This is a genomic window from Buttiauxella sp. (assembly GCF_035271705.1).
GTDB lineage: Bacteria > Pseudomonadota > Gammaproteobacteria > Enterobacterales > Enterobacteriaceae > Buttiauxella.
In genome coordinates this window covers 1-21,927 of record NZ_DATERI010000012.1, presented here as the reverse complement: position 1 = coordinate 21,927, position 21,927 = coordinate 1, and the positions used below count along the sequence as shown (strand labels likewise).

Sequence of the window (21,927 nt, the reverse complement as noted above, 5' to 3'; positions counted from 1 at the left end):
TAGTATGTTGAAAAAATTTCGTGGCATGTTTTCCAATGACCTGTCCATTGACCTGGGTACCGCGAATACCCTGATTTATGTGAAAGGACAAGGCATCGTACTGAATGAGCCATCTGTCGTGGCTATTCGCCAGGATCGTGCCGGTTCCCCTAAAAGCGTTGCGGCCGTAGGCCACGAAGCTAAACAGATGCTGGGTCGTACCCCGGGCAACATCGCAGCTATCCGTCCGATGAAAGATGGCGTTATTGCCGATTTCTTCGTGACCGAAAAAATGTTGCAACACTTCATCAAACAAGTGCACAGCAACAGCTTTATGCGTCCAAGCCCGCGTGTATTGGTTTGTGTGCCAGTTGGCGCAACTCAAGTTGAACGTCGTGCGATTCGTGAATCCGCACAAGGTGCAGGTGCTCGTGAAGTGTTCCTGATTGAAGAGCCAATGGCTGCGGCTATCGGTGCGGGTCTGCCAGTTTCTGAAGCAACCGGTTCTATGGTTGTGGATATCGGTGGTGGTACTACCGAAGTTGCCGTTATCTCTCTGAATGGCGTGGTTTACTCTTCTTCCGTCCGTATTGGTGGTGACCGCTTCGATGAAGCCATCATTAATTATGTACGCCGTAACTACGGTTCACTGATTGGTGAAGCTACAGCCGAACGTATCAAACACGAAATCGGTTCTGCATACCCAGGTGATGAAGTGCGTGAAATCGAAGTACGTGGACGTAACCTGGCTGAAGGTGTTCCGCGTGGCTTCACTCTGAACTCCAATGAAATCCTCGAAGCCCTGCAAGAACCATTGACGGGTATTGTGAGTGCGGTAATGGTTGCGCTGGAACAGTGCCCACCAGAATTGGCTTCCGATATTTCAGAGCGCGGTATGGTTCTGACCGGTGGTGGCGCATTGCTGCGTAACCTCGACCGTCTGCTGATGGAAGAAACAGGCATTCCGGTAGTAGTTGCAGAAGATCCATTGACTTGCGTAGCCCGTGGCGGTGGCAAGGCACTGGAAATGATCGACATGCACGGCGGCGACTTGTTCAGCGAAGAGTAATCAGCCACACGTAAAAGGCAGTGACTATCACTGCCTTTTCTTGCTGGCCCTGGAATACGCATAGTCTATGAAGCCAATTTTTAGCCGTGGCCCTTCGTTGCAGTTTCGCCTTATTCTGGCGGTGCTGGTGGCGATTGGTGTCGTTATTGCTGATAGCCGTCTGGGTACGTTCAGTCAGATTCGAACGTATATGGATACTGCTGTCAGTCCTTTCTATTTTGTCTCAAATGGTCCCCGTGAATTGCTCGACAGCGTCTCGCAAACACTGGCATCACGCGATCAGCTAGAACTCGAAAATCGTGCACTGCGTCAGGAACTGATCCTGAAAAACAGCGAACTTCTGATGATGGGTCAATATCGTCAGGAAAACGCACGTCTGCGCGAATTGCTTGGCTCGCCATTGCGTCAAGACGAGCAAAAAATGGTGACTCAGGTTATCTCAACCGTTAACGATCCTTACAGTGACCAAGTGGTTATTGATAAAGGTAGCGTGAACGGAGTCTATGAAGGCCAGCCGGTCATCAGTGATAAAGGTGTCGTAGGTCAGGTCATCGCGGTGGCGAAACTCACTAGCCGCGTATTGCTGATCTGTGATGCGACTCATGCGTTGCCGATTCAGGTACTGCGCAATGATATTCGTATTATTGCTGCGGGTAATGGTTGTACCGACGATCTGCAACTGGAACATTTACCGGCAAATACTGACATTCGTGTCGGTGATGTGTTGGTGACATCGGGTTTAGGTGGGCGCTTCCCGGAAGGTTATCCAGTGGGTGTTGTTTCTTCAGTGAAACTTGATACTCAGCGCGCATACACTGTTATTCAGGCTCGTCCAACTGCTGGCTTACAACGTCTGCGTTACTTGCTGCTGTTGTGGGGCGCGGATCGCGAAGGGAAAACCCCGATGCCGCCTGTTGAAGTTCATCGCGTAGCGAATGAGCGCCTGATGCAAATGATGCCGCAAGTTTTACCTGCAGCTAATTCTGTCGGGCCACCGGTTCCGGTCCCACCTCCAGCAACGGGCATTACGACGCCGGCTCCTACAGGGAACACCGTTTCTTCTGTACCTGCAAGCCTGGGAGGGCAGTAGTGGGAAGTTACCGTAGCCAGGGCCGTTGGGTCATCTGGCTTTCTTTCCTCGTCGCCTTGCTGTTACAAGTCATGCCCTGGCCTGACGATTTAAAAATCTATCGTCCTGACTGGGTATTACTGATCCTGCTTTACTGGATTCTGGCGCTGCCACACCGCGTAAATGTCGGTACAGGTTTTGTCGTGGGTGCCATACTGGATTTGATCAGCGGTTCCACCCTTGGCGTACGGGCGTTATCGCTGAGCATCGTTGCTTATCTGGTGGCATTAAAGTACCAGCTATTCCGTAATCTCGCGCTTTGGCAACAGGCTTTGGTGGTTATGCTGTTGTCATTGATGACAGATGTCATTGTTTTCTGGTCTGAATTTATAGTCATCAATGTCACTTTCCGCCCGGAAATTTTCTGGAGCAGTGTGGTCAATGGTGTACTGTGGCCATGGATATTCTTATTGATGCGTAAAATTCGCCAACAATTTGCTGTGCAATAGGATTGAACATGACATCTTTGTATCTGGCATCTGGCTCTCCACGTCGTCAAGAATTGCTGACTCAGTTGGGAGTGTCGTTTGAGCGCATCATTACTGATGTGGAAGAACAGCGTCTTAGCTTTGAGAGCGCACAACAGTATGTCGTGCGCCTGGCGGGTGATAAAGCTCGGGCAGGCGTAGCACTCGCTCCGCATGACTTACCGGTTTTAGGTGCCGATACAATTGTTATCTACAATGGCAATGTGTTGGAAAAACCTAAAGATGAGCAACACGCGGCTGCGATGCTACGGATGCTATCCGGGAATCAGCACCAGGTCATGACGGCCGTTGCGCTGGCGGATCGTGAGTCACTGCTGGATTGCCTGGTGACGACTGAAGTGACATTTCGTGCATTATCAGAACAAGATATCGCTGGTTACATTGCCAGCGGTGAACCTATGGATAAAGCAGGTGCATACGGTATTCAAGGGCTTGGTGGCTGTTTTGTCAGGAAGATAAATGGCAGCTACCATGCGGTAGTCGGTCTACCACTAGTTGAAACCTATGAATTGCTGAGCAATTTTCACGCGTTGCGTGATGGACGAGGAAAACATGACGGCTGAATTGTTAGTCAATGTGACCCCATCGGAAACTCGAGTGGCTTACATTGATGGTGGAATACTGCAAGAGATTCATATTGAACGCGAAGCACGTCGCGGGATCGTAGGGAATATCTACAAAGGTCGTGTTAGCCGGGTACTTCCGGGGATGCAGGCGGCATTTGTAGATATTGGCCTTGATAAGGCAGCGTTTCTTCACGCTTCTGACATCATGCCACATACCGAATGTGTGGCGGGCGAAGAGCAGAAAAACTTCACAGTACGCGATATTTCCGAACTGGTACGCCAGGGCCAGGACTTAATGGTTCAAGTGGTGAAAGACCCGCTGGGTACCAAAGGCGCTCGTTTAACTACCGATATCACGCTGCCGTCTCGTTATTTGGTCTTTATGCCTGGTGCTTCTCATGTAGGGGTTTCCCAGCGTATTGAAAGCGAAGCCGAGCGTGAACGTCTTAAACGTGTGGTGAATGCGTATTGTGATGAGCAAGGCGGATTTATTATTCGCACCGCAGCCGAAGGCGTATGCGAAGATGATTTATCTTCAGATGCGGCTTACCTCAAGCGTGTCTGGACCAAAGTCAGCGAGCGCAAAAAACGTAACAAAACCCGCTGCCAACTTTACGGTGAATTGGCACTGGCACAGCGCGTGTTGCGTGATTTTGCCGATGCGGCACTTGACCGAATTCGTGTCGACTCTCGTCTAACCTACGACATGCTGCTGGAATTTACCGCAGAATACATGCCGGAAATGCACAACAAAATCGAACACTACAGCGGTCGTCAGCCTATTTTTGACCTGTTCGACGTTGAGAACGAAATCCAACGCGCGCTGGAGCGAAAAGTTGAGCTGAAATCAGGTGGTTACCTGGTTATCGACCAAACTGAAGCGATGACGACCGTGGATATCAACACCGGGGCTTTCGTTGGCCACCGCAATCTTGATGACACTATTTTCAATACGAATATAGAAGCGACACAGGCGATTGCTCGCCAGTTACGTTTGCGTAATCTGGGCGGAATAATCATTATTGATTTCATTGATATGAGTAATGAAGATCATCGCCGACGGGTGCTGCATTCCCTCGAACAAGCCTTGAGTAAAGATCGCGTGAAAACCAGTATCAATGGTTTCTCACAGCTCGGTCTGGTTGAGATGACGCGCAAACGCACGCGTGAAAGCGTAGAACATGTGCTTTGCAACGATTGTCCGACTTGCCATGGACGCGGTACGGTGAAAACCGTTGAAACAGTGTGCTATGAAATTATGCGTGAAATTGTGCGCGTACATCATGCTTACGATTCCGACCGTTTCCTGGTTTACACTTCACCAGCCGTGGGGGAAGCGCTGAAAAGCGAAGAGTCCCATTCATTGGCCGAAGTGGAAATTTTCGTCGGCAAACAAGTCAAAGTTCAGATCGAACCGCTCTATAACCAAGAGCAATTCGACGTCGTTATGATGTAACTCGCTGCACGGATATACCCATTGCCCTGCATATTGAAGTCACTTGGGTATCGTGCAGGTTTGAGTTCCGCTCAGGCGGTAAACAAGGAGATTTTCGTGAGGCGACTGCCCGGCATTCTGCTACTCACTGGCGCAACGTTGATCGTTATCGTCGCACTACTGGTGAGTGGTTTGCGGCTGGTTTTGCCGCATCTCGATGCCTGGCGTCCAGCGCTGCTTGAAAAAATCGAGGCGATGACGGGCGCACCCGTTGATGCCAGCCAAATCCAGGCGAACTGGGAAAATTATGGCCCAACGCTTGATGTCCGCAATATCAAAGCGGGTTTGAAAGATGGCGGTGAACTGAAGGTCAAGCGTGTCACGCTGGCGCTCGACCTGTGGCAAAGTATTTTGCACGCCCGCTGGCAATTCCGCGACCTCACTTTTTACCAATTACAGGTGCGAACCAATACCCCATTAAGTCGAAATAAAGGGGATAGTAAACTCGAGCCGGGTAAAATCAGTGATCTCTTTTTACGCCAGTTCGATCACTTCGATCTGCGCGATAGTTCCCTTAGTTTCCTGACGATTTCCGGCCAGCGCGCCGAACTCACCATTCCGCAACTGACCTGGCTTAACAGCAAAAACCGTCACCGTGCCGAAGGGCTGGTCAGCTTGTCGAGTTTTAATGGCCAGCACGGCGTGGCGAAAGTCAGGATGGATCTGCGCGACGAAAATGGCTTATTGAACATTGGCAAAGTCTGGTTGCAGGCTGAAAACGTTGACATGAAACCGTGGCTTGGCCGCTGGATGAAAGACAATATCGATTTACAGACCGCTGAGTTCTCCCTCGAAGCCTGGATGGATATCAAAGCTGGTGATGTTTCTGGTGGCAGCGTCTGGTTGAAACAAGGTGGTGCAAGCTGGGCTGGGAAAAGCACCGAGCATCAGTTGTCGGTTGATCATTTAATGGCGCGCGTCAACCGTTCTGGCGCAGGCTGGGATCTTGCCATTCCTTCTACCAATATCACCCTTGATGGTAAAACCTGGCCTAAAGGTTCGTTGACGCTTGCGTGGATTGCTCCTCAAAATGTCGGTGGCAAAGAGAGCGTACGCAGTGACGAGCTCCGCGTGCGTGCAACCAATATGGAACTGGAAAGCTTCAGCGGTTTGTTGCCGATTGCCGAGAAGATTTCACCTGATTTCGGTGAGATCTGGACCACGTTGCAACCCCGTGGGCACATTGATGTGCTGGCGGTGGATATTCCTCTTCAGCAGACCGAAAACACCCGTATGCAAGGGCGCTGGAAAGACGTTAGCTGGAATCAATGGAAAAAGTTACCTGGCGTCGAACACTTATCGGGATCGATTACTGGCGGTGTCGGGCATGGGCGACTTAATGCGCAGGTACTTGATGCCAAAATGCCATATGAGGGCGTATTCCGCGCCCCGCTGGAAGTTGAACGCGCAGTCGCCACACTCGAATGGCAGAAGAATGCGGCGGGTTTCCAGCTTGATGGCAAAAACCTGGATGTGAAAGCCCGTTCGGTTTGGGTCGCGGGTGACTTCCGCTACTACCAGCCGACAGGTGATGAACCTTGGCTTGGGATCTTAGCCGGAATCAGTACCCATAATGGGGGGGATGCCTGGCGTTATTTCCCTGAAAATTTGATGGGCAAAAAACTGGTTGATTACCTCAGCGGTGCGATTCAAGGTGGCGAGGCCGATAACGCGACCCTGGTATACGGTGGTAATCCTCGTCTTTTCCCTTATCGGAAAAATGAAGGCCAATTCCAGGTCTACGTCCCGTTGTACAACGCTAAATATGCCTTCCAGCCTGGCTGGCCTGCGCTAGAAAACTTTGATATTAGTCTGGATTTCATCAATAACGGTTTGTGGATGAAATCGGATGAAGTGAAACTTGGCGGCGTGACTGGGCGTAATCTGACGGCAGATATCCCGGATTATAAAAAACAAAAACTGTTGGTTGATTCGGACATCAGTGGTCCAGGCAGTGCGGTAGGCCAGTACTTCAAAGACACCCCACTCAAAAAATCCCTGGCAGCAGCCCTTGATCAACTCCAGATTGGTGGGGATGTGAATGCTCACTTACATTTGGATATCCCATTCAATGGCAAAATGACGACAGCCTCGGGTGACGTCCAGCTCAACAACAATACATTGCTGATAAAACCCCTCTCGAGCACGCTGTCTAACCTGAGCGGTAAGTTCAGTTTTGTGAATGGTGATTTGCAAAGCGAGCCGTTAAAAGCCACTTGGTTTAACCAACCAATAGTTGTTGATTTCAATACTAAAACTGGTGAGAAAGACTATCAGGTTGGCGTCAATTTGCTGGGAGACTGGCAGCCGACAAAAATGGGTATCTTACCTGAGCCAATCAGCAAAGAATTGAGTGGCAATGTGCCCTGGAAAAGCGATGTGGCGATTACGCTACCTTATCGTGGAGAGGCTAATTATCAGGTCAACATCGCTGCGGATTTGAAGAATGTGAGCAGTCACTTACCTGCTCCAGTCGATAAATCAGCGGGGCAAGCGCTGCCGTTGGATATCACGGTTAAGGGTAATCTTGATAGTTTCAATCTGACGGGTAACGCTGGCGCGGCAAATCATTTCTCCAGTCGTTGGCTGCTGAATAAAAAACTGACCCTTGACCGGGCGATTTGGGCAACCAATAGCCACACGGTTCCGCCATTACCTGCCAATGCCGGCTTAGAACTGGATCTTCCGGCAATGGATGGTGCGCAATGGTTGGCGTTGTTTAGCCACGGAGCGGTGGAAAGTGTCGGCAACTCGGCTGAATTCCCCACTAACATAACACTGCGCACACCTTCACTGACGTTTGCTGGCCAGCAATGGAACAACCTGAGTCTGGTTTCCCATGCCATTGCAAATGGTAAGCGCGTCGAAGCGCAGGGGCGTGAGGTGAATGGTTCGTTGACGATACAAAATAATGCGCAGTGGCGTGCAGTCATCAAATATCTCTATTTCAACCCAGACTGGGGTAATACTACCGCCAAATCGACCCCTGTCTCACCATTGAAAGACAACAATTCGATTGATTTCAGTGACTGGCCTGATTTGCAGTTGCGCTGTGCCGAATGTTGGCTTTGGGGGCAGAAATATGGCCGCATTGACGGTGATTTCTCTGTTAAAGGGAACACCCTGGCGCTGGAGAATGGTCTAGTCGATTCAGGCTTTGCAAGCCTCACCGCGAATGGCCAGTGGGTGAACAGCCCAGCGGAGGTTCGCACGTCTTTAAAAGGCAAACTACACGGCACTAAACTTGATGCGGCGACGAACTTCTTTGGTGTCAAGACACCGATTCAAGGATCATCGTTTGATGCGGACTATGATTTACACTGGCGTGATAAACCATGGAAGCCAGATATTGCATCATTAAATGGCATCCTTCATACCAAATTGGGTAAAGGGAAAATTGCTGATCTGGGCACCGGCCATGCAGGGCAACTGTTGCGTTTGGTCAGTGTCGATGCGTTGATGCGTAAATTGCGTTTCGATTTCAGCGATACCTTCGGCGAGGGTTTCTACTTTGACTCTATCCGCAGCACGGCCTGGATCAAAGACGGTGTACTGAACAGCGATGACACGCTGGTGGATGGCCTGGAAGCAGATATTGGCATGAAAGGCTCGGTCGATTTAGTCCGGCGTCAGGTCGACGTTGAAGCGGTCATCGCCCCAGAAATTTCAGCCACGGTCGGCGTGGCGACGGCATTCGTGGTTAGCCCGATAATCGGTGCTGCGGTGTTTGCCGCCAGTAAAGTGTTAGGGCCGCTGTGGAGTAAAATCTCGTTACTGCGCTACCACATCACAGGATCGGTCGATAAACCACAAATTAATGAAGTGCTTCGCCAGCCAAGGTTTAAAGACGCTAAGTGATTTGACGCGCGTCATTTATTACCGCAAGCTCAATAGACATGCCTTTAAGGCACCTCAAATTGTTTGTAAAAAGAGTAACGAAACGATGAGTCTGAACCTGGTAAGTGAGCAGTTGCTGTCTGCGAATGGCTTAACCCATCAAGATCTGTTTTCCATTTTGGGACAATTGTCCGAGCGCCGACTCGACTACGGTGATGTCTATTTCCAGTCCAGTTATCACGAATCCTGGGTGCTGGAAGACCGCATCATTAAAGATGGTTCTTACAACATCGATCAGGGTGTTGGCGTGCGTGCCGTTAGCGGTGAGAAAACCGGTTTTGCTTATGCCGACCAGGTCAGCTTGTTGGCACTGGAACAAAGTGCTCATGCCGCACGAAGCATCGTGCAGGAAAAAGGGAATGGGCGCGTACAAACATTAGGTGCCGTGCAGCACAGCGCGCTCTATACCAGCGCCGATCCTCTCCAGAGCATGTCGCGTGAAGACAAACTCGACATTCTGAAGCGTGTCGATAGCGTTGCCCGTGCAGCTGACCCCCGTGTTCAGGAAGTGACCGCGAGCCTAACGGGCGTTTATGAACTGATTCTGGTCGCGGCAACCGATGGCACTCTGGCGGCTGACGTTCGCCCGCTGGTACGCCTGTCTGTCAGCGTTCAGGTTGAAGACAACGGCAAACGTGAACGCGGCTCAAGCGGCGGCGGTGGTCGTTTCGGCTATGAATATTTCCTTGAAACCGTTGAGGGTGAAGTGCGTGCTGATGCGTGGGCGAAAGAAGCCGTGCGTATGGCACTCGTGACACTTTCTGCGGTTGCGGCACCTGCTGGCATGTTCCCGGTAGTTCTGGGTGCTGGCTGGCCAGGTGTGCTATTGCATGAAGCAGTAGGCCACGGTCTGGAAGGCGATTTTAACCGTCGTGGCACCTCAGTATTCAGCGGACAGATGGGCCAGTTGGTTGCTTCTGAACTTTGTACTGTCGTGGATGATGGCACCATGGCGAACCGCCGTGGCTCCGTTTCGATTGACGATGAAGGCGTACCAGGCCAATACAACGTATTGATCGAAAACGGTGTGTTGAAAGGCTACATGCAGGACAAACTCAATGCCCGCCTGATGGGCGTTGCGCCAACAGGTAATGGCCGTCGTGAATCTTACGCACACCTGCCAATGCCTCGCATGACCAACACCTATATGCTGGCGGGTAAATCGACTCCGCAAGAGATTATCGAATCGGTTGAGTACGGGATCTACGCCCCTAACTTTGGCGGCGGGCAGGTGGATATCACCTCCGGCAAGTTTGTGTTCTCAACTTCTGAAGCGTATCTCATCGAAAATGGCAAAGTGACCACACCGGTGAAAGGTGCAACGCTGATTGGCTCCGGTATTGAAACCATGCAGCAGATTTCAATGGTGGGTAACGACCTGGCGTTGGATAGCGGTGTCGGTGTCTGTGGCAAAGAAGGGCAGAGTTTGCCAGTCGGTGTCGGCCAGCCAACACTCAAAGTCGACAACCTGACGGTTGGCGGCACAGCGTAAAATAATGACAGCCGGGTTAATCCCGGCTGTTTTCATTTGTGCGTCCTTTCTTATTTCGTACCCCTTGATAGAGGTGCGAAACCTTCACGAAATACTCCGTCAGATAGTTAATACAAACCTGCACTTTCAACGGTAACTTATCTTTTTCTGTATACAGCGCGTATACCGGACGCGGATCGGACTGATAACTCGGCAGTAGGATCTCAAGCGTTCCGTCATTGATCTCATCGATCACCCACATCAACGGGACATAAGCGATCCCGGCTCCCACTTTTAGCCAGCGGCTTAATGTCATGGGATCGTTGGTAACAAACCGTCCTTGCGGGATCATCCGCGTAGTGAGCCCTTCAGGTGCTATCAACTCGAATTCATTGTGCGGACGAATGCTGTATTCCAGCCATGAATGACTGGCAAGATCGGCTGGTTTTTCCGGCGTACCATTTTGTTGCAGATAACTTTTAGCGGCGCAAATCACCATCGGCATCGAACCCAGTCGCGTTGAGAATAGGCTGGAATCCTGCAAAGCACCTACCCGAATCACCACATCCAGACCATCAGCAATCAGATCGGGCGCGGGAATACCTGTCACCAGGTTAACCGTCAACTCTGGGTACTCTTTGAGCATATCGGCGGTCATGGACGCGAGGACATTTTGTGCCATCGTTGAAGAACTACCGATACGCAGAGTGCCGATTGGGGTGTTGTTAAATGCGTAGAGTTGCTCATGCACCTCTTGTGCTTCATGCAACATCTTACGGCAACCCAGGTAGTAGATTTTACCGGCTTCCGTTAGCCCAATGCTGCGCGTGCTGCGGTTTAAAAGCTTAACTTGCAACTCGTCTTCGAGCTTGGAAACGGTTTGGCTGATGGATGAAACGCTCATTTCCAACTGCCTGGCCGTAGCGGTAAAAGAGCCAAGCTCGACAACTTTGGCAAAAACCCACATGCGCTTAAGTCTATCCATTGTTAACTCTGGCTTAAAAGTGATTTAGATCACAGATTATAGATAACTGGCTAACAATTACGTTAATATATTATAACTAACACAACCCGTATCACTTGTTAGCACAGCGTTCCTGGCTGTGACAGGGCTTGTGTCTTCTGCATTTTCTGCAAGGTTAACATGAGTTTATTTCCCGTTATCGTGATATTCGGTCTTTCTTTTCCGCCGATATTTTTCGAGCTAATTCTTTCGCTGGCGTTGTTCTGGGTGGTTCGCCGTCTGCTGACTCCGACGGGGATTTATGATTTTGTCTGGCATCCAGCATTATTTAATACAGCACTTTATTGCTGCCTGTTTTATCTAATCTCACGCCTGTTTGTTTGAGGTTGATGTGAAAGCACTTACAACAAAAATGACTCGCACTGCCATCACACTGATTTTGGTGCTGCTGGCCTTCATCGCTATCTTCCGCGCCTGGGTGTTTTATACCGAATCCCCATGGACGCGTGATGCTCGCTTTACCGCTGATGTTGTCGCCATTGCGCCGGACGTATCGGGTTTAATCACCGACGTGAAGGTCCATGACAACCAACTGGTGAAGAAGGATCAGGTTTTATTCACCATCGACCAACCGCGTTATCAAAAAGCGCTGGAGCAGGCTGACGCGGACGTTGCTTATTACCAGGCTTTAGCCGGAGAAAAACGTCGAGAAGCCGGACGCCGCAATTCGTTGGGTTCTCAGGCGATGTCACGGGAAGAAATTGAACAATCCAACAACGTGCTTCAGACCGTCCTGCATCAGTTAGCGAAATCTGAAGCAACGCGTGATTTGGCCGAGTTAGATCTACAACGCACCACTGTTCGTGCGCCCGCGGAAGGTTGGGTGACGAACCTAAATGTCTACACTGGCGAGTTTATTACCCGCGGCTCCACGGCGGTGGCGCTGGTTAAACGCGGTACTTTTTACATTTTGGCCTACATGGAAGAAACCAAGCTTGACGGTATTCGCCCAGGCTATCGCGTACAAATCACACCGCTTGGCAGCAACCGCGTACTGCGCGGGACGGTAGACAGCATTTCTGCCGGCGTCACCAATGCCAGCAGTACCAAAGATAGCAAAGGTATGGCGACAGTTGACTCCAATCTGGAATGGGTACGTTTGGCACAGCGAGTGCCAGTAAGAATTCGTCTTGATGAGCAACAAGCTAACCTATTCCCCGCCGGGACCACGGCCACAGTCGTCGTCACTGGTGAAAAAGACCGGGATATTAACCATGACTCGGTATTCATTAAATTTATGCATCGGTTGCGTGAGTTTGGCTAATCGCCTGGTCCATCAGGCTCTAAGCGTAGGTTGATATGTATTTTATCTCGCGACTCCATTTACGCTTTGCCTTCAAGCTGGCTTTCGCCATTGTGTTGGCGGTGTTTGTTGGGTTCCAGTTTCAACTGGAAACCCCGCGTTGGGCGGTACTGACAGCAGCACTAGTTGCCGCTGGCCCAGCGTTTGCGGCAGGGGGTGAACCCTATTCGGGTGCGATTCGTTATCGCGGGATGCTGCGTATCATCGGGACGTTTATCGGCTGTTTTGCCGCACTGTTTATTATCACCTCGATGATTCGCGCACCTGTCGTGATGCTACTGGTGTGCTGTATTTGGGCCGGTTTTTGTACCTGGATCTCTTCACTGGTTAAAGTCGAAAACTCTTATGCCTGGGGGCTTTCTGGCTACACTGCGTTAATCATTGTTATCACCATTCAAGCCAATCCACTTGTCGCCCCTCAATTTGCCGTTGAGCGGTGTAGTGAGATTGTGATTGGTATTGTTTGTGCGATTTTTGCTGACTTAATTTTCTCCCCTCGTTCCATTAAGCAAGAAATTGACCGCGAACTGGATAATCTGCTGGTGGATCACTATCGGCTGATGCAGCTATGTATCGCGCATGGTGATAAAGAACATGTTGATAAAGCGTGGAATGGTCTGGTGCGCCGTACTACCGCACTGGAAGGAATGCGCGGGAATCTCAAACTTGAGTCTTCACGCTGGAGTCGTGCTAACCGCCGCCTGAAAGCTATCAACACGCTTTCGCTGACGCTCATCACCCAAGCATGTGAAACATTCCTGATTCAAAATACGCGCCCGGAATATATGACCGCGGAATTCCGCATGTTGTTTGAGATGCCTGTAGAAACCGCGGCTGACGTTCACAAGCAGGTGAAAGCGCTCCGCAGAGCCATTTCTTATACTGGTGATAAAAATACGCCAGCCACTGTAAGCAGTTGGGTTGGCGCGATCAGCCGCTATCTATTGCTAAAACATGGAGTCATCAGTAACACGCGTATTAGCTCGGTGGAAGAAGATGTTTTAACCCAAGAAGTGGTTATCAAAGTGCAGTCTGCGGAAGGGCATCACGCGATGATTAACTTCTGGCGTACTACGATTTCCTGCGTGCTCGGCTGCTTGTTTTGGTTATGGACGGGGTGGACATCCGGCAGTGGCGCGATGGTCATGATTGCCGTCGTGACGTCGCTGGCAATGCGTTTACCCAATCCACGCATGGTCTCGCTCGACTTTTTATACGGCATGTTAGTCGCACTCCCATTAGGGGCTTTCTATTTCTTAGTGATCCTGCCTTCGACTCAGCAAAGTATGTTGTTACTGTGCATTAGCCTTGCGTTACTGGGCTTCTTCATGGGTATTGAAGTGCAGAAACGACGGCTTGGTTCGATGGGGGCACTGGCCGGAACAATCAACGTGATTGTATTAGATAACCCGATGACGTTTCATTTCAGCTCGTTTTTGGACAGTGCACTGGGACAAATAGTGGGCTGTTTCCTGGCCATGATGGTTATCTTACTTATCCGGGATAATTCCAAGGAACGCACGGGACGCACTTTGTTGAACCAGTTTGTTTCCGCGGCAGTTTCCGCGCTGACAACCAATAAAACACGCCGCAAAGAGAATCATCTACCGGCTCTTTATCAGCAACTTTTCTTACTGCTCAATACGTTTCCAGGAGATATCGATCGCTATCGTCTGGCGCTGATATTGATTATTGCTCACCAGCGATTGCGGGATGCACCGATACCGGTGAATGATGATCTTTCCGCGTTTCATCGCCAGTTGAGAAACACCGCAGATAAGCTTACATCGGCCTCGAGTGACGATAAAAAACAGCGTTACTTTAAGCAGTTATTGAACGAGCTTGATATTTACCAGGAGAAATTGCGTATCTGGGAGGCACCGTTACAAGTCACCGAACCGGTGAAACGACTCGCGGATGTGTTGCATAAATACCAGCATGCCCTGATAAATGCCTGACCCGAGCCGACGTCTACGTCGGCTTTTTTGTATCTATACTTATACCCGTCATCCTTCAAGTTGCAGATGCGTTGGCGGCGTTCACTCACCCGAATCACTTACTAGAGTAAGCTCATGGGAAGTCACTCGCCTGCAACTCGAATTATCTTGGGTATTTGGATGCGCAATTCATAACGGGAGAAAATTATGACAAATCAGGCACTCCAGGATAGTGAGTTATTTAACACCGGTTATCTGGTCAATGGTGAATGGCACAAGCTGAATGAAACCTTCGACGTTCTCAATCCAGCCACGGGTGAGGTTGTCGCTAAAGTCGCAAAAGCAGGTAAAAAGGAAACCGAAGACGCTATCGCTGCTGCCGCTAAAGCTTTTCCTGCATGGCGTGCAAAAACCGCCAAAGAGCGTTCAACGATTCTCTATCGCTGGTTCCAGTTAATTATTGAGAACAAAGCCTGGCTCGGGCGCTTAATGACCACTGAGCAAGGTAAACCGCTGAAAGAAGCGGAAGGTGAAGTCGAGTACGCCGCAAGTTTCATCCAGTGGTTTGCCGAACAGGCCAAACGAGCAAATGGTGAAATCATCCCTCCAGCCAAACCGGGCTCACGCATTCTGGCAACCCGAGAACCCATTGGTGTTGTCGCGGCAATTACTCCATGGAATTTCCCGATGGCGATGCTGACGCGCAAACTCGGCCCGGCGCTTGCTGCGGGTTGTACTGGCGTAATCAAACCGGCTAACAATACACCGCTATCAGCCTTTGCCTTGCTGGCGTTGGCAAAAAAAGCAGGCGTACCCGATGGCGTGCTCAATGCCGTAGCGGGTAATACGCAAGAAATCAGTGATGCGATTATGGCGAGCCACGCGGTGCGTAAAATTTCATTCACCGGTTCCACCGCAGTGGGGAAAACCCTGGTGCGTAATGCCGCGGAAACCATGAAAAAAGTGTCGATGGAATTAGGTGGCAATGCGCCGTATATCGTATTTGAAGATGCTGACATCGACGAAGCCGTGAAGGGCGCGATTGCGAACAAATTCCGCAATGCAGGCCAGGTTTGCGTCAGTGTGAACCGCTTCTTCATCCAGGAGAAAGTTTACGACGAGTTCGTCAATAAACTGGCGGAAGCCGTTAACGCTCTGAAGGTAGGTAACGGCCTGGAAGAAGGTGTTGTGGTTGGGCCATTAATTGAAAAATCTGCCGTAGATAAAGTCCGTGAGCATATCGAAGATGCACAAGCGAAAGGTGGCAAAGTGCTGGTGGGGGGTAAGAGTCATGCGTTGGGTGGCAACTTCTGGCAGCCAACGGTGATTGTCGAAGCCAGTGACGACATGAAACTGGCACAGGAAGAAACCTTTGGCCCTCTGGCGGCTTGTTTTAGATTCAAAACGGAAGAGGAAGTCATTGAACGGGCGAATAACACGCCATTTGGTTTGGCTGCGTACTTCTATACTCAGAATCTGGCGCGTGTATTCAGAGTCTCACAGGCGCTTGAAAGCGGGATGATTGGGATTAACGAATGTGCGGTATCGACTGAACTGGGGCCGTTTGGCGGCGTGAAAGAATCTGGACTGGGACGGGAAGGGTCAGTATTGGGTCTGGATGAGTTTCTGGAAGTCAAAACCCTGCATATTGGCGGGCTGTAGAAGCGCCGAAAATAAGACTGTTCTGGTAAGGTGGCAAGTAATGAAAAAATACACCTTTGATTTTAGTCAGATAGAAGACCAACCGGGTTTTTATTGTCACTTTATCCAGGCTTTTCGACTTGAGAAAAAACAGGTTCACGATCTCGATAGTTTATGGGATGTCGTCATAGGGGGGATTTTACCGCTCCCGGTGGAGATTGAGTTTATTCATCTGCCAGAGATGCAAAGGCGGCGTTACGGTGCGTTGATTTTGCTTTTTGACGAAGCAGAAGAGGAGTTGGAAGGGCAATTGCGTTTTAACATTCGTGGCTAACCACGATGTTAAGGCATAAAAAAGCCCCCTGAGCTGGGGGCAAGTCCGTCAGACTTGACGACGGGGGGTTATTTATACAGCTCAGCTGTTGCATGCCATTGGCCGCCTGTACGGGCTTCAATGATGCGGTAAGAAGAAGCCCCTTTCTGTTCAGCTTTTTCATTCAGCATTTGGTGCATATCCATTGGCGTACTGCCTACCTGGCTTACAGAAATTGAACCCAGCGCTTCGCGGTTTTGTGCCTGGTCGGCATTAATTGATGTTGCAGCAAAAGCGCCAAACGACAGCATCGAGAGCAGGCTTGCGGTCACTAAAGTTGATTTCATGTTCATCATATTCACCTCGTCGTATTCTTTTATTGGGGTCTGTATTTCGTGACCCCCATCACAAAATCAAGTATACACTAGTAACCTATAAAATTAATACTACGCTAATTATTATCTATGCATCTTTTTGATAATAGGAACATTTGATATGACTTAAAGTTATTAAAATGAGTCTATTATTGCTGGTTTTTTGTTTAATATAAGTAAAAACAATGAGATGTCGTAATTTGACTTTTTGTGCGCTTCATCACGTATCTGGTTGATGAGAAGGCTGTTTAGGCTCGGGGAACGTGTTTGGAATGTGAATGGCTGAAGATTGAGGGTAATGGAAGAATGGTTTTGAGGATGTTGTCCCCGCTGTGTAATGACAACGGGAACGCGATAGCAATGCTTACAGCTCTTGCTCGAACAGCACCAGAATCGCTTCATACAATTCTTTTACCGTGAAGTCTTTCGCAGGGGTAGTAAAGATGGTGTCATCTCCGGCAATAGTGCCCAAAATACCTTCTGCTTTACCTAAAGAATCGAGTAAACGCGCAATTAATTGTGCCGCACCAGGGCTTGTGTGGATAACCACTACCGCATCGTTGTAATCAATATCCAGTACCAGATTTTTCAGCGGGCTGGAGGTCGTTGGCACGCCAAGTTCGGCAGGCAAGCAGTACACCATCTCCATTTTGGCATTGCGAGTACGCACCGCACCAAACTTGGTCAGCATACGAGAGACTTTGGACTGGTTGATGTTTTCGAAGCCGTCGTTTTGCAAAGCATGGACAATCTCGCCCTGAGAACTGAATTTCTCTTCTTTCAATAATGATTTGAATGCTTTGACTAATTCTTCTTGTTTTGAGGAAATACGCATATGTCACCCATATTCAGGTCAACGAAGATAACATTACTATGCATTTAAATGAATTTTTATGCAAATGATTGGCTGGGTGAAAGCCTGAAATAATGTTATGAAAGAGGCGGATATTATCAAATTTTGTTATCGAGAAACATACCTTCGTCACGACTCGAAAATAAGTTGGTAAGTAAACTAAATGTTATCAAAATGATGTTGTTTTGCTGCGCGGCGAGGGGTAATGTAACCGCCGTTGATGTGACAACATCAGGTTGTGACCGGACGCTTTGGCGTCGTTTCCACCCAGCGAGTAAATGCAGCAGTAACGTTTCAGGATTGCTCAACGTCGCATTCCTAAAGCGGGAAGATTGTAATTACCTCTTCTCTGGATTATGGTCGCCACCGCATGGAGTTACGGCACCTATTTGCTAATCATAATAAGGAGTTTAGGATGAAAGTTGCAGTCCTCGGCGCAGCAGGCGGTATTGGCCAGGCGCTTGCCCTTCTACTCAAGACCCAACTGCCTTCAGGTTCAGAACTCTCTCTGTACGATATTGCACCGGTAACCCCAGGTGTTGCAGTCGATCTGAGTCATATCCCTACTGATGTGAAAATCAAAGGTTTCTGCGGTGAAGACGCGACACCTGCACTGGTTGGTGCGGATGTGGTGCTGATCTCTGCTGGTGTAGCACGTAAACCAGGTATGGATCGTTCAGACCTGTTTAACGTCAACGCGGGAATCGTGAAAAATCTGGTGCAACAGATTGCTATAACTTGCCCGAAAGCCTGTATTGGTATCATCACAAACCCAGTGAATACCACCGTTGCTATCGCTGCGGAAGTGCTGAAAAAAGCAGGTGTATACGACAAAAACAAACTGTTTGGCGTGACCACGCTGGACATCATCCGCTCCAACACCTTTGTTGCGGAACTGAAAGGTAAACAGCCGACTGATATCGAAGTCCCTGTGATTGGCGGCCACTCCGGTGTGACCATTCTGCCACTGCTGTCTCAGATCCCGGGTGTTAGCTTTACCGAGCAAGAAATTGCTGACCTGACTCAGCGTATCCAGAATGCGGGTACTGAAGTGGTAGAAGCTAAAGCGGGTGGCGGGTCTGCAACGCTGTCAATGGGCCAGGCTGCTGCACGCTTTGGTCTGTCACTGGTTCGCGCGCTGCAAGGCGAAAGCAATGTCGTTGAATGTGCTTATGTTGAAGGGAATGGCGAGCACGCTCGTTTCTTCTCTCAGCCATTGCTGCTGGGTAAAAACGGCATCGCAGAGCACAAATCTTACGGCAAACTGAGTGCTTTTGAGCACCAGGCGCTGGAAGGGATGCTGGATACCCTGAAGAAAGATATTATCCTTGGCGAAGAGTTTGTGAACAAATAAACCCTGAGCTTAAGAGATAAAAAAAACCGGAATGAGTATTCCGGTTTTTTTTCGCCTGGGGTTTATCAGTTTGTGGCGGGATATTCCTGAATAGTCACTTGCAGCGTCAGCTTCTTCTCATCACGCATGACTTCAACTGGAATAACAGAACCTGGTCGAATCTCCGCAACCTGGTCCATGGTGCCCAAAGCCGATATTGCGGTTTTGTGGTTCACCGAGATAATCACGTCGTTAACCAACAGGCCTGCTTTTGCCGCTGGGCCGTCAGGGGTCACTTCGTTGACAATGATCCCTTGAATTTGATCAATACCGGTTGCCGGGCCATGTAAAGGCGTAATCTCACGACCGCCAATCCCAATGTAACCACGAATCACACGTCCATCACGGATAAGCTTATCCATGATTTTGGTGGAGAGCTGTGTGGGAATAGCAAAGCCGATACCCTCAGGCGTTTCACCATCGTTACTTTTATCAAACGAGAGGGTGTTGATACCCATGAGTTCGCCCAACGAGTTAACCAATGCGCCGCCGGAGTTGCCATGGTTGATTGAGGCATCCGTTTGCAAGAAAGACTGGCGACCAGACGGGCTCAAGCCGATACGACCGGTGGCACTGATTATCCCCTGAGTAATAGTTTGCCCGAGGTTATACGGGTTCCCTATCGCCATCACGACATCACCAATATGTGGCACACGCTTATTATTAATAGGGATGACCGGCAGGCTGGTGGCATTAATTTTCAGTACGGCCAAATCGGTCAGGCTATCAGACCCCACGAGCAATGCTTCAAAAACACGACCATCTTGCAGAGCAACGATAATTTGCTCGGCATCATTAATGACGTGTTTGTTGGTAATAATGTAACCGCGCTCATCCATGATGACACCGGAACCGAGAGTGCGAATTTCTAACTGGTTCTGGGTATTGCTGCCGGCACTGCGGTTATAAACATTTACCACAGAAGGCGCAGCACGGCGCACCGCCGAGTTATAGCTCTGCGGAGTTTCATCGGCACTGTCAAAACTCGAGGGTGCTAAGGGGATGATTTTCTGGCGAAGCGTTGGCAAAGCTCCCAACAACAAACCCGCCACAATCAGGCCAATTACCACCGAACGTAATATCTTCAGAAACATGTAGTTGAGTTAGTCAATAATAAACCGGAAGCAGGATAGCATGAGTTAATCGGACATCGTACCGCGATGTCCGATTACTGAGCGGATTAGCGCACTAACAGATAGATACTCTCTTCACCGCGCGCGACATGCAGTGCAATCACATCTGGTTTACTTTCCAGCACCTTACGCATTTCAGCAATACTTGTGACTGGCGCACGGTTTACACCAATGATGAAATCATCTTTGTGCAACCCGGCTTGTGCGGCTGGTGTGCCCTTTTCAACGCTATCCAGCTTGACGCCTTTAGTCCCATTTTTTAACTGACCGTCGCTCAACGTTGCACCTTGCAAAGCAGGCATGATCAATTCTGCATTGGCAGAGGACGCGGTACTTTTATCCAGCGTAACGCTCACTTCCAACGGTTTCCCGTCACGCAGTAAGCCAAGTTTCACCACTGTCTCAGGTTCCGTTGTGGCGATTTTTGCGCGAAGTTCCGCAAAACTCCCGATGGTTTTACCGTTCAGGCTGGTAATCACATCACCGGCTTTTATGCCGGCTTTAGCCGAACCCGATTGAGGTAATACTTCACTGACGAATGCACCGCGTTGAGTGGTGAGATTAAATGCTTTGGCAATATCAGCACTCATTTCGGTGCCCTTAATACCCAGCAAACCGCGCTTAATCTCGCCAAACTCCATCAATTGTTTTGCCAGTGTTTGCGCCATATTACTCGGGATAGCAAAGCCGATACCGACGCTGCCGCCGCTTGGCGCGAGGATTGCGGTGTTAATGCCGATAAGCTCGCCGTTAAGATTCAGCAGTGCGCCACCGGAGTTACCCCGGTTTATGGAGGCATCTGTCTGGATAAAGTTTTCCAGACCTTCGAGGTTTAGACCGCTGCGACCTAGTGCAGAAACAATCCCCGAAGTCGCTGTTTGCCCAAGACCGAATGGATTACCGACGGCTACTGCAAAATCACCCACTCGCAGTTTGTCTGAATCCGCCACCGCGATTTGTGTCAGGCCAGTCGCATTCTGGATTTGTACCAGTGCAATATCACTTTGATCATCGCCGCCAATCAATTTGGCATCAAACTCGCGTCCATCATTGAGCAGTATGCTGATTTTTTCGGCGCGATTGATGACGTGATTATTGGTCAGCACGTAACCTTTCTCAGCGTTAATGATGACGCCAGAACCCAAGCCTTCAAAAGGTTGAGCTTCAGAAGGTGGCATGTCGTCGCCAAAAAACTTTTTAAATTCTTCTGGGACTTTCTGGGTTGGGGCTGCGGCAGTTCCTTCAACCTGGACACTGACCACTGCGGGTAATACTTTTTCCAGCATTGGCGCAAGACTGGGCAACGCCGGCTGGCCCGGAATTTGCGCAGGCAACGACGCATTTACCTGCGATGTAACACCGAACGTTAGTCCGACACTTAGCGCTAAGGCACTCAATAACAGTGTTTGTTTCTTCATTGATGGCTTGCTCTCGTGACCTGGAAAAGGAAAACCCGACCTGCACCCGAAATCTAAACGGGATGACACTCTGATGTTATTGAAATATCAGCCGGGTAACAATATTGTTATAGAGTGAAGAGTTACTCGTAAATGATAGCTGCGCTGGAGAGAGATTTGGGGCACGAAAGCCGTACCCCTGAAAAAAAATTTTACAGTTGTGATTAATCGCGTTTTGCACGCTCGGTACGCAGCAAACCAGATGCACCGTCAGAGTAGTCACGCGGCATTTGAACCGGAGCCTGATCGTTGCTGGCTTCTGATTCAGCGAGGCGGTTACGGAACGGGTTCGCTTCGGCTGACATTTCAGGCAACAGGCTGCTAGAGCTTTTCGCCATATGTTGATAAAGCTGGCGATAATCATGAGCCATGTTATCCAGCAACTCTGCGCTACGGGCAAAATGA

The 21,927-nt window shown here is 49.7% G+C and carries 19 protein-coding genes; 13 read left to right on the top strand and 6 right to left on the bottom strand.

The genetic code is table 11. From position 1 onward, the window contains the following. The first annotated feature begins 4 nt into the window (after positions 1-4). The 7 genes from mreB to tldD all read left to right on the top strand — a co-directional run bounded on the left by mreB (position 5) and on the right by tldD (position 10,115). Entirely contained in the window at positions 5-1,048 is a 1,044-nt protein-coding gene (gene mreB / locus VJY99_RS01085) for a rod shape-determining protein MreB (RefSeq protein ID WP_006818047.1), read from the top strand. Between the two features lie 67 nt (positions 1,049-1,115). Further along, the gene (gene mreC / locus VJY99_RS01080) at positions 1,116-2,138 is read left to right on the top strand and encodes a rod shape-determining protein MreC (protein WP_324115509.1); all 1,023 of its coding nucleotides are present in this window, start codon (positions 1,116-1,118) and stop codon (positions 2,136-2,138) included. Then, the gene (gene mreD, locus VJY99_RS01075; protein ID WP_324115508.1) at positions 2,138-2,626 is read left to right on the top strand and encodes a rod shape-determining protein MreD; all 489 of its coding nucleotides are present in this window, start codon (positions 2,138-2,140) and stop codon (positions 2,624-2,626) included. Before mreC ends, mreD begins: the two co-directional genes overlap by 1 nt. An 8-nt stretch (positions 2,627-2,634) precedes the next feature. After that, positions 2,635-3,228, top strand: a complete 594-nt coding sequence (locus tag VJY99_RS01070) for a nucleoside triphosphate pyrophosphatase (RefSeq protein ID WP_324115506.1) — start codon at positions 2,635-2,637, stop codon at positions 3,226-3,228. Next, positions 3,218-4,687 carry a ribonuclease G gene (gene rng, locus VJY99_RS01065; protein ID WP_324115504.1) on the top strand — a complete coding sequence of 490 codons (1,470 nt, stop codon included), beginning with the start codon at positions 3,218-3,220 and terminating at the stop codon, positions 4,685-4,687. The genes VJY99_RS01070 and rng overlap by 11 nt, the downstream gene beginning before the upstream one ends. A gap of 96 nt (positions 4,688-4,783) precedes the next feature. Continuing rightward, positions 4,784-8,584 (top strand): AsmA2 domain-containing protein YhdP, encoded by a 3,801-nt coding sequence (yhdP, locus tag VJY99_RS01060; RefSeq protein WP_324115501.1) that lies wholly within the window; start codon positions 4,784-4,786, stop codon positions 8,582-8,584. Between the two features lie 85 nt (positions 8,585-8,669). Next, positions 8,670-10,115, top strand: a complete 1,446-nt coding sequence (tldD, locus tag VJY99_RS01055; RefSeq protein WP_324115499.1) for a metalloprotease TldD — start codon at positions 8,670-8,672, stop codon at positions 10,113-10,115. Between the two features lie 16 nt (positions 10,116-10,131). Here tldD and aaeR read toward each other — a convergent pair whose 3' ends face one another. After that, on the bottom strand, positions 10,132-11,079 hold the full coding sequence (gene aaeR, locus VJY99_RS01050) for an HTH-type transcriptional activator AaeR (RefSeq protein ID WP_324115497.1): 948 nt from the start codon (positions 11,077-11,079) through the stop codon (positions 10,132-10,134). A gap of 159 nt (positions 11,080-11,238) precedes the next feature. Here aaeR and aaeX point away from each other — a divergent pair, with 159 nt between their 5' ends. The 5 genes from aaeX (at position 11,239) to VJY99_RS01025 (ending at position 16,333) form a co-directional block, all read left to right on the top strand. Further along, positions 11,239-11,442: a p-hydroxybenzoic acid efflux pump operon protein AaeX gene (gene aaeX / locus VJY99_RS01045; RefSeq protein ID WP_324115495.1), complete on the top strand. Its 204-nt coding sequence runs from the start codon at positions 11,239-11,241 to the stop codon at positions 11,440-11,442. Between the two features lie 7 nt (positions 11,443-11,449). Beyond that, positions 11,450-12,382, top strand: a complete 933-nt coding sequence (gene aaeA, locus VJY99_RS01040; protein ID WP_324115493.1) for a p-hydroxybenzoic acid efflux pump subunit AaeA — start codon at positions 11,450-11,452, stop codon at positions 12,380-12,382. 35 nt (positions 12,383-12,417) lie between these two features. After that, on the top strand, positions 12,418-14,379 hold the full coding sequence (gene aaeB / locus VJY99_RS01035) for a p-hydroxybenzoic acid efflux pump subunit AaeB (protein WP_324115491.1): 1,962 nt from the start codon (positions 12,418-12,420) through the stop codon (positions 14,377-14,379). 186 nt (positions 14,380-14,565) lie between these two features. Next, positions 14,566-16,020: an NAD-dependent succinate-semialdehyde dehydrogenase gene (locus VJY99_RS01030; protein ID WP_324115489.1), complete on the top strand. Its 1,455-nt coding sequence runs from the start codon at positions 14,566-14,568 to the stop codon at positions 16,018-16,020. Between the two features lie 40 nt (positions 16,021-16,060). Further along, a complete protein-coding gene (locus tag VJY99_RS01025; RefSeq protein WP_324115488.1) occupies positions 16,061-16,333 on the top strand; it encodes a barstar family protein in 273 nt (90 codons plus the stop codon). 68 nt (positions 16,334-16,401) lie between these two features. Here the strand turns inward: VJY99_RS01025 and yhcN are convergent, their stop codons facing one another. Both yhcN and argR read right to left on the bottom strand, forming a co-directional pair. Continuing rightward, complete coding sequence (gene yhcN / locus VJY99_RS01020; protein WP_324115530.1) at positions 16,402-16,665, bottom strand: peroxide/acid stress response protein YhcN; 264 nt, start codon at positions 16,663-16,665, stop codon at positions 16,402-16,404. 385 nt (positions 16,666-17,050) lie between these two features. Continuing rightward, complete coding sequence (gene argR, locus VJY99_RS01015; RefSeq protein WP_324115487.1) at positions 17,051-17,521, bottom strand: transcriptional regulator ArgR; 471 nt, start codon at positions 17,519-17,521, stop codon at positions 17,051-17,053. Between the two features lie 433 nt (positions 17,522-17,954). Here argR and mdh point away from each other — a divergent pair, with 433 nt between their 5' ends. Next, entirely contained in the window at positions 17,955-18,893 is a 939-nt protein-coding gene (mdh, locus tag VJY99_RS01010; RefSeq protein WP_324115486.1) for a malate dehydrogenase, read from the top strand. A gap of 65 nt (positions 18,894-18,958) precedes the next feature. On the opposite strand, the gene degS is transcribed toward mdh, so the two are convergent. From degS to VJY99_RS00995, 3 genes are all read right to left on the bottom strand, one after another. Beyond that, positions 18,959-20,026, bottom strand: a complete 1,068-nt coding sequence (degS, locus tag VJY99_RS01005) for an outer membrane-stress sensor serine endopeptidase DegS (RefSeq protein WP_324115485.1) — start codon at positions 20,024-20,026, stop codon at positions 18,959-18,961. Between the two features lie 86 nt (positions 20,027-20,112). After that, on the bottom strand, positions 20,113-21,483 hold the full coding sequence (gene degQ / locus VJY99_RS01000; protein ID WP_324115484.1) for a serine endoprotease DegQ: 1,371 nt from the start codon (positions 21,481-21,483) through the stop codon (positions 20,113-20,115). Positions 21,484-21,686: 203 nt separating this feature from the next. Further along, on the bottom strand, positions 21,687-21,927 hold a 241-nt coding region (locus VJY99_RS00995), incomplete at its 5' end, for a ZapG family protein (protein WP_324115483.1).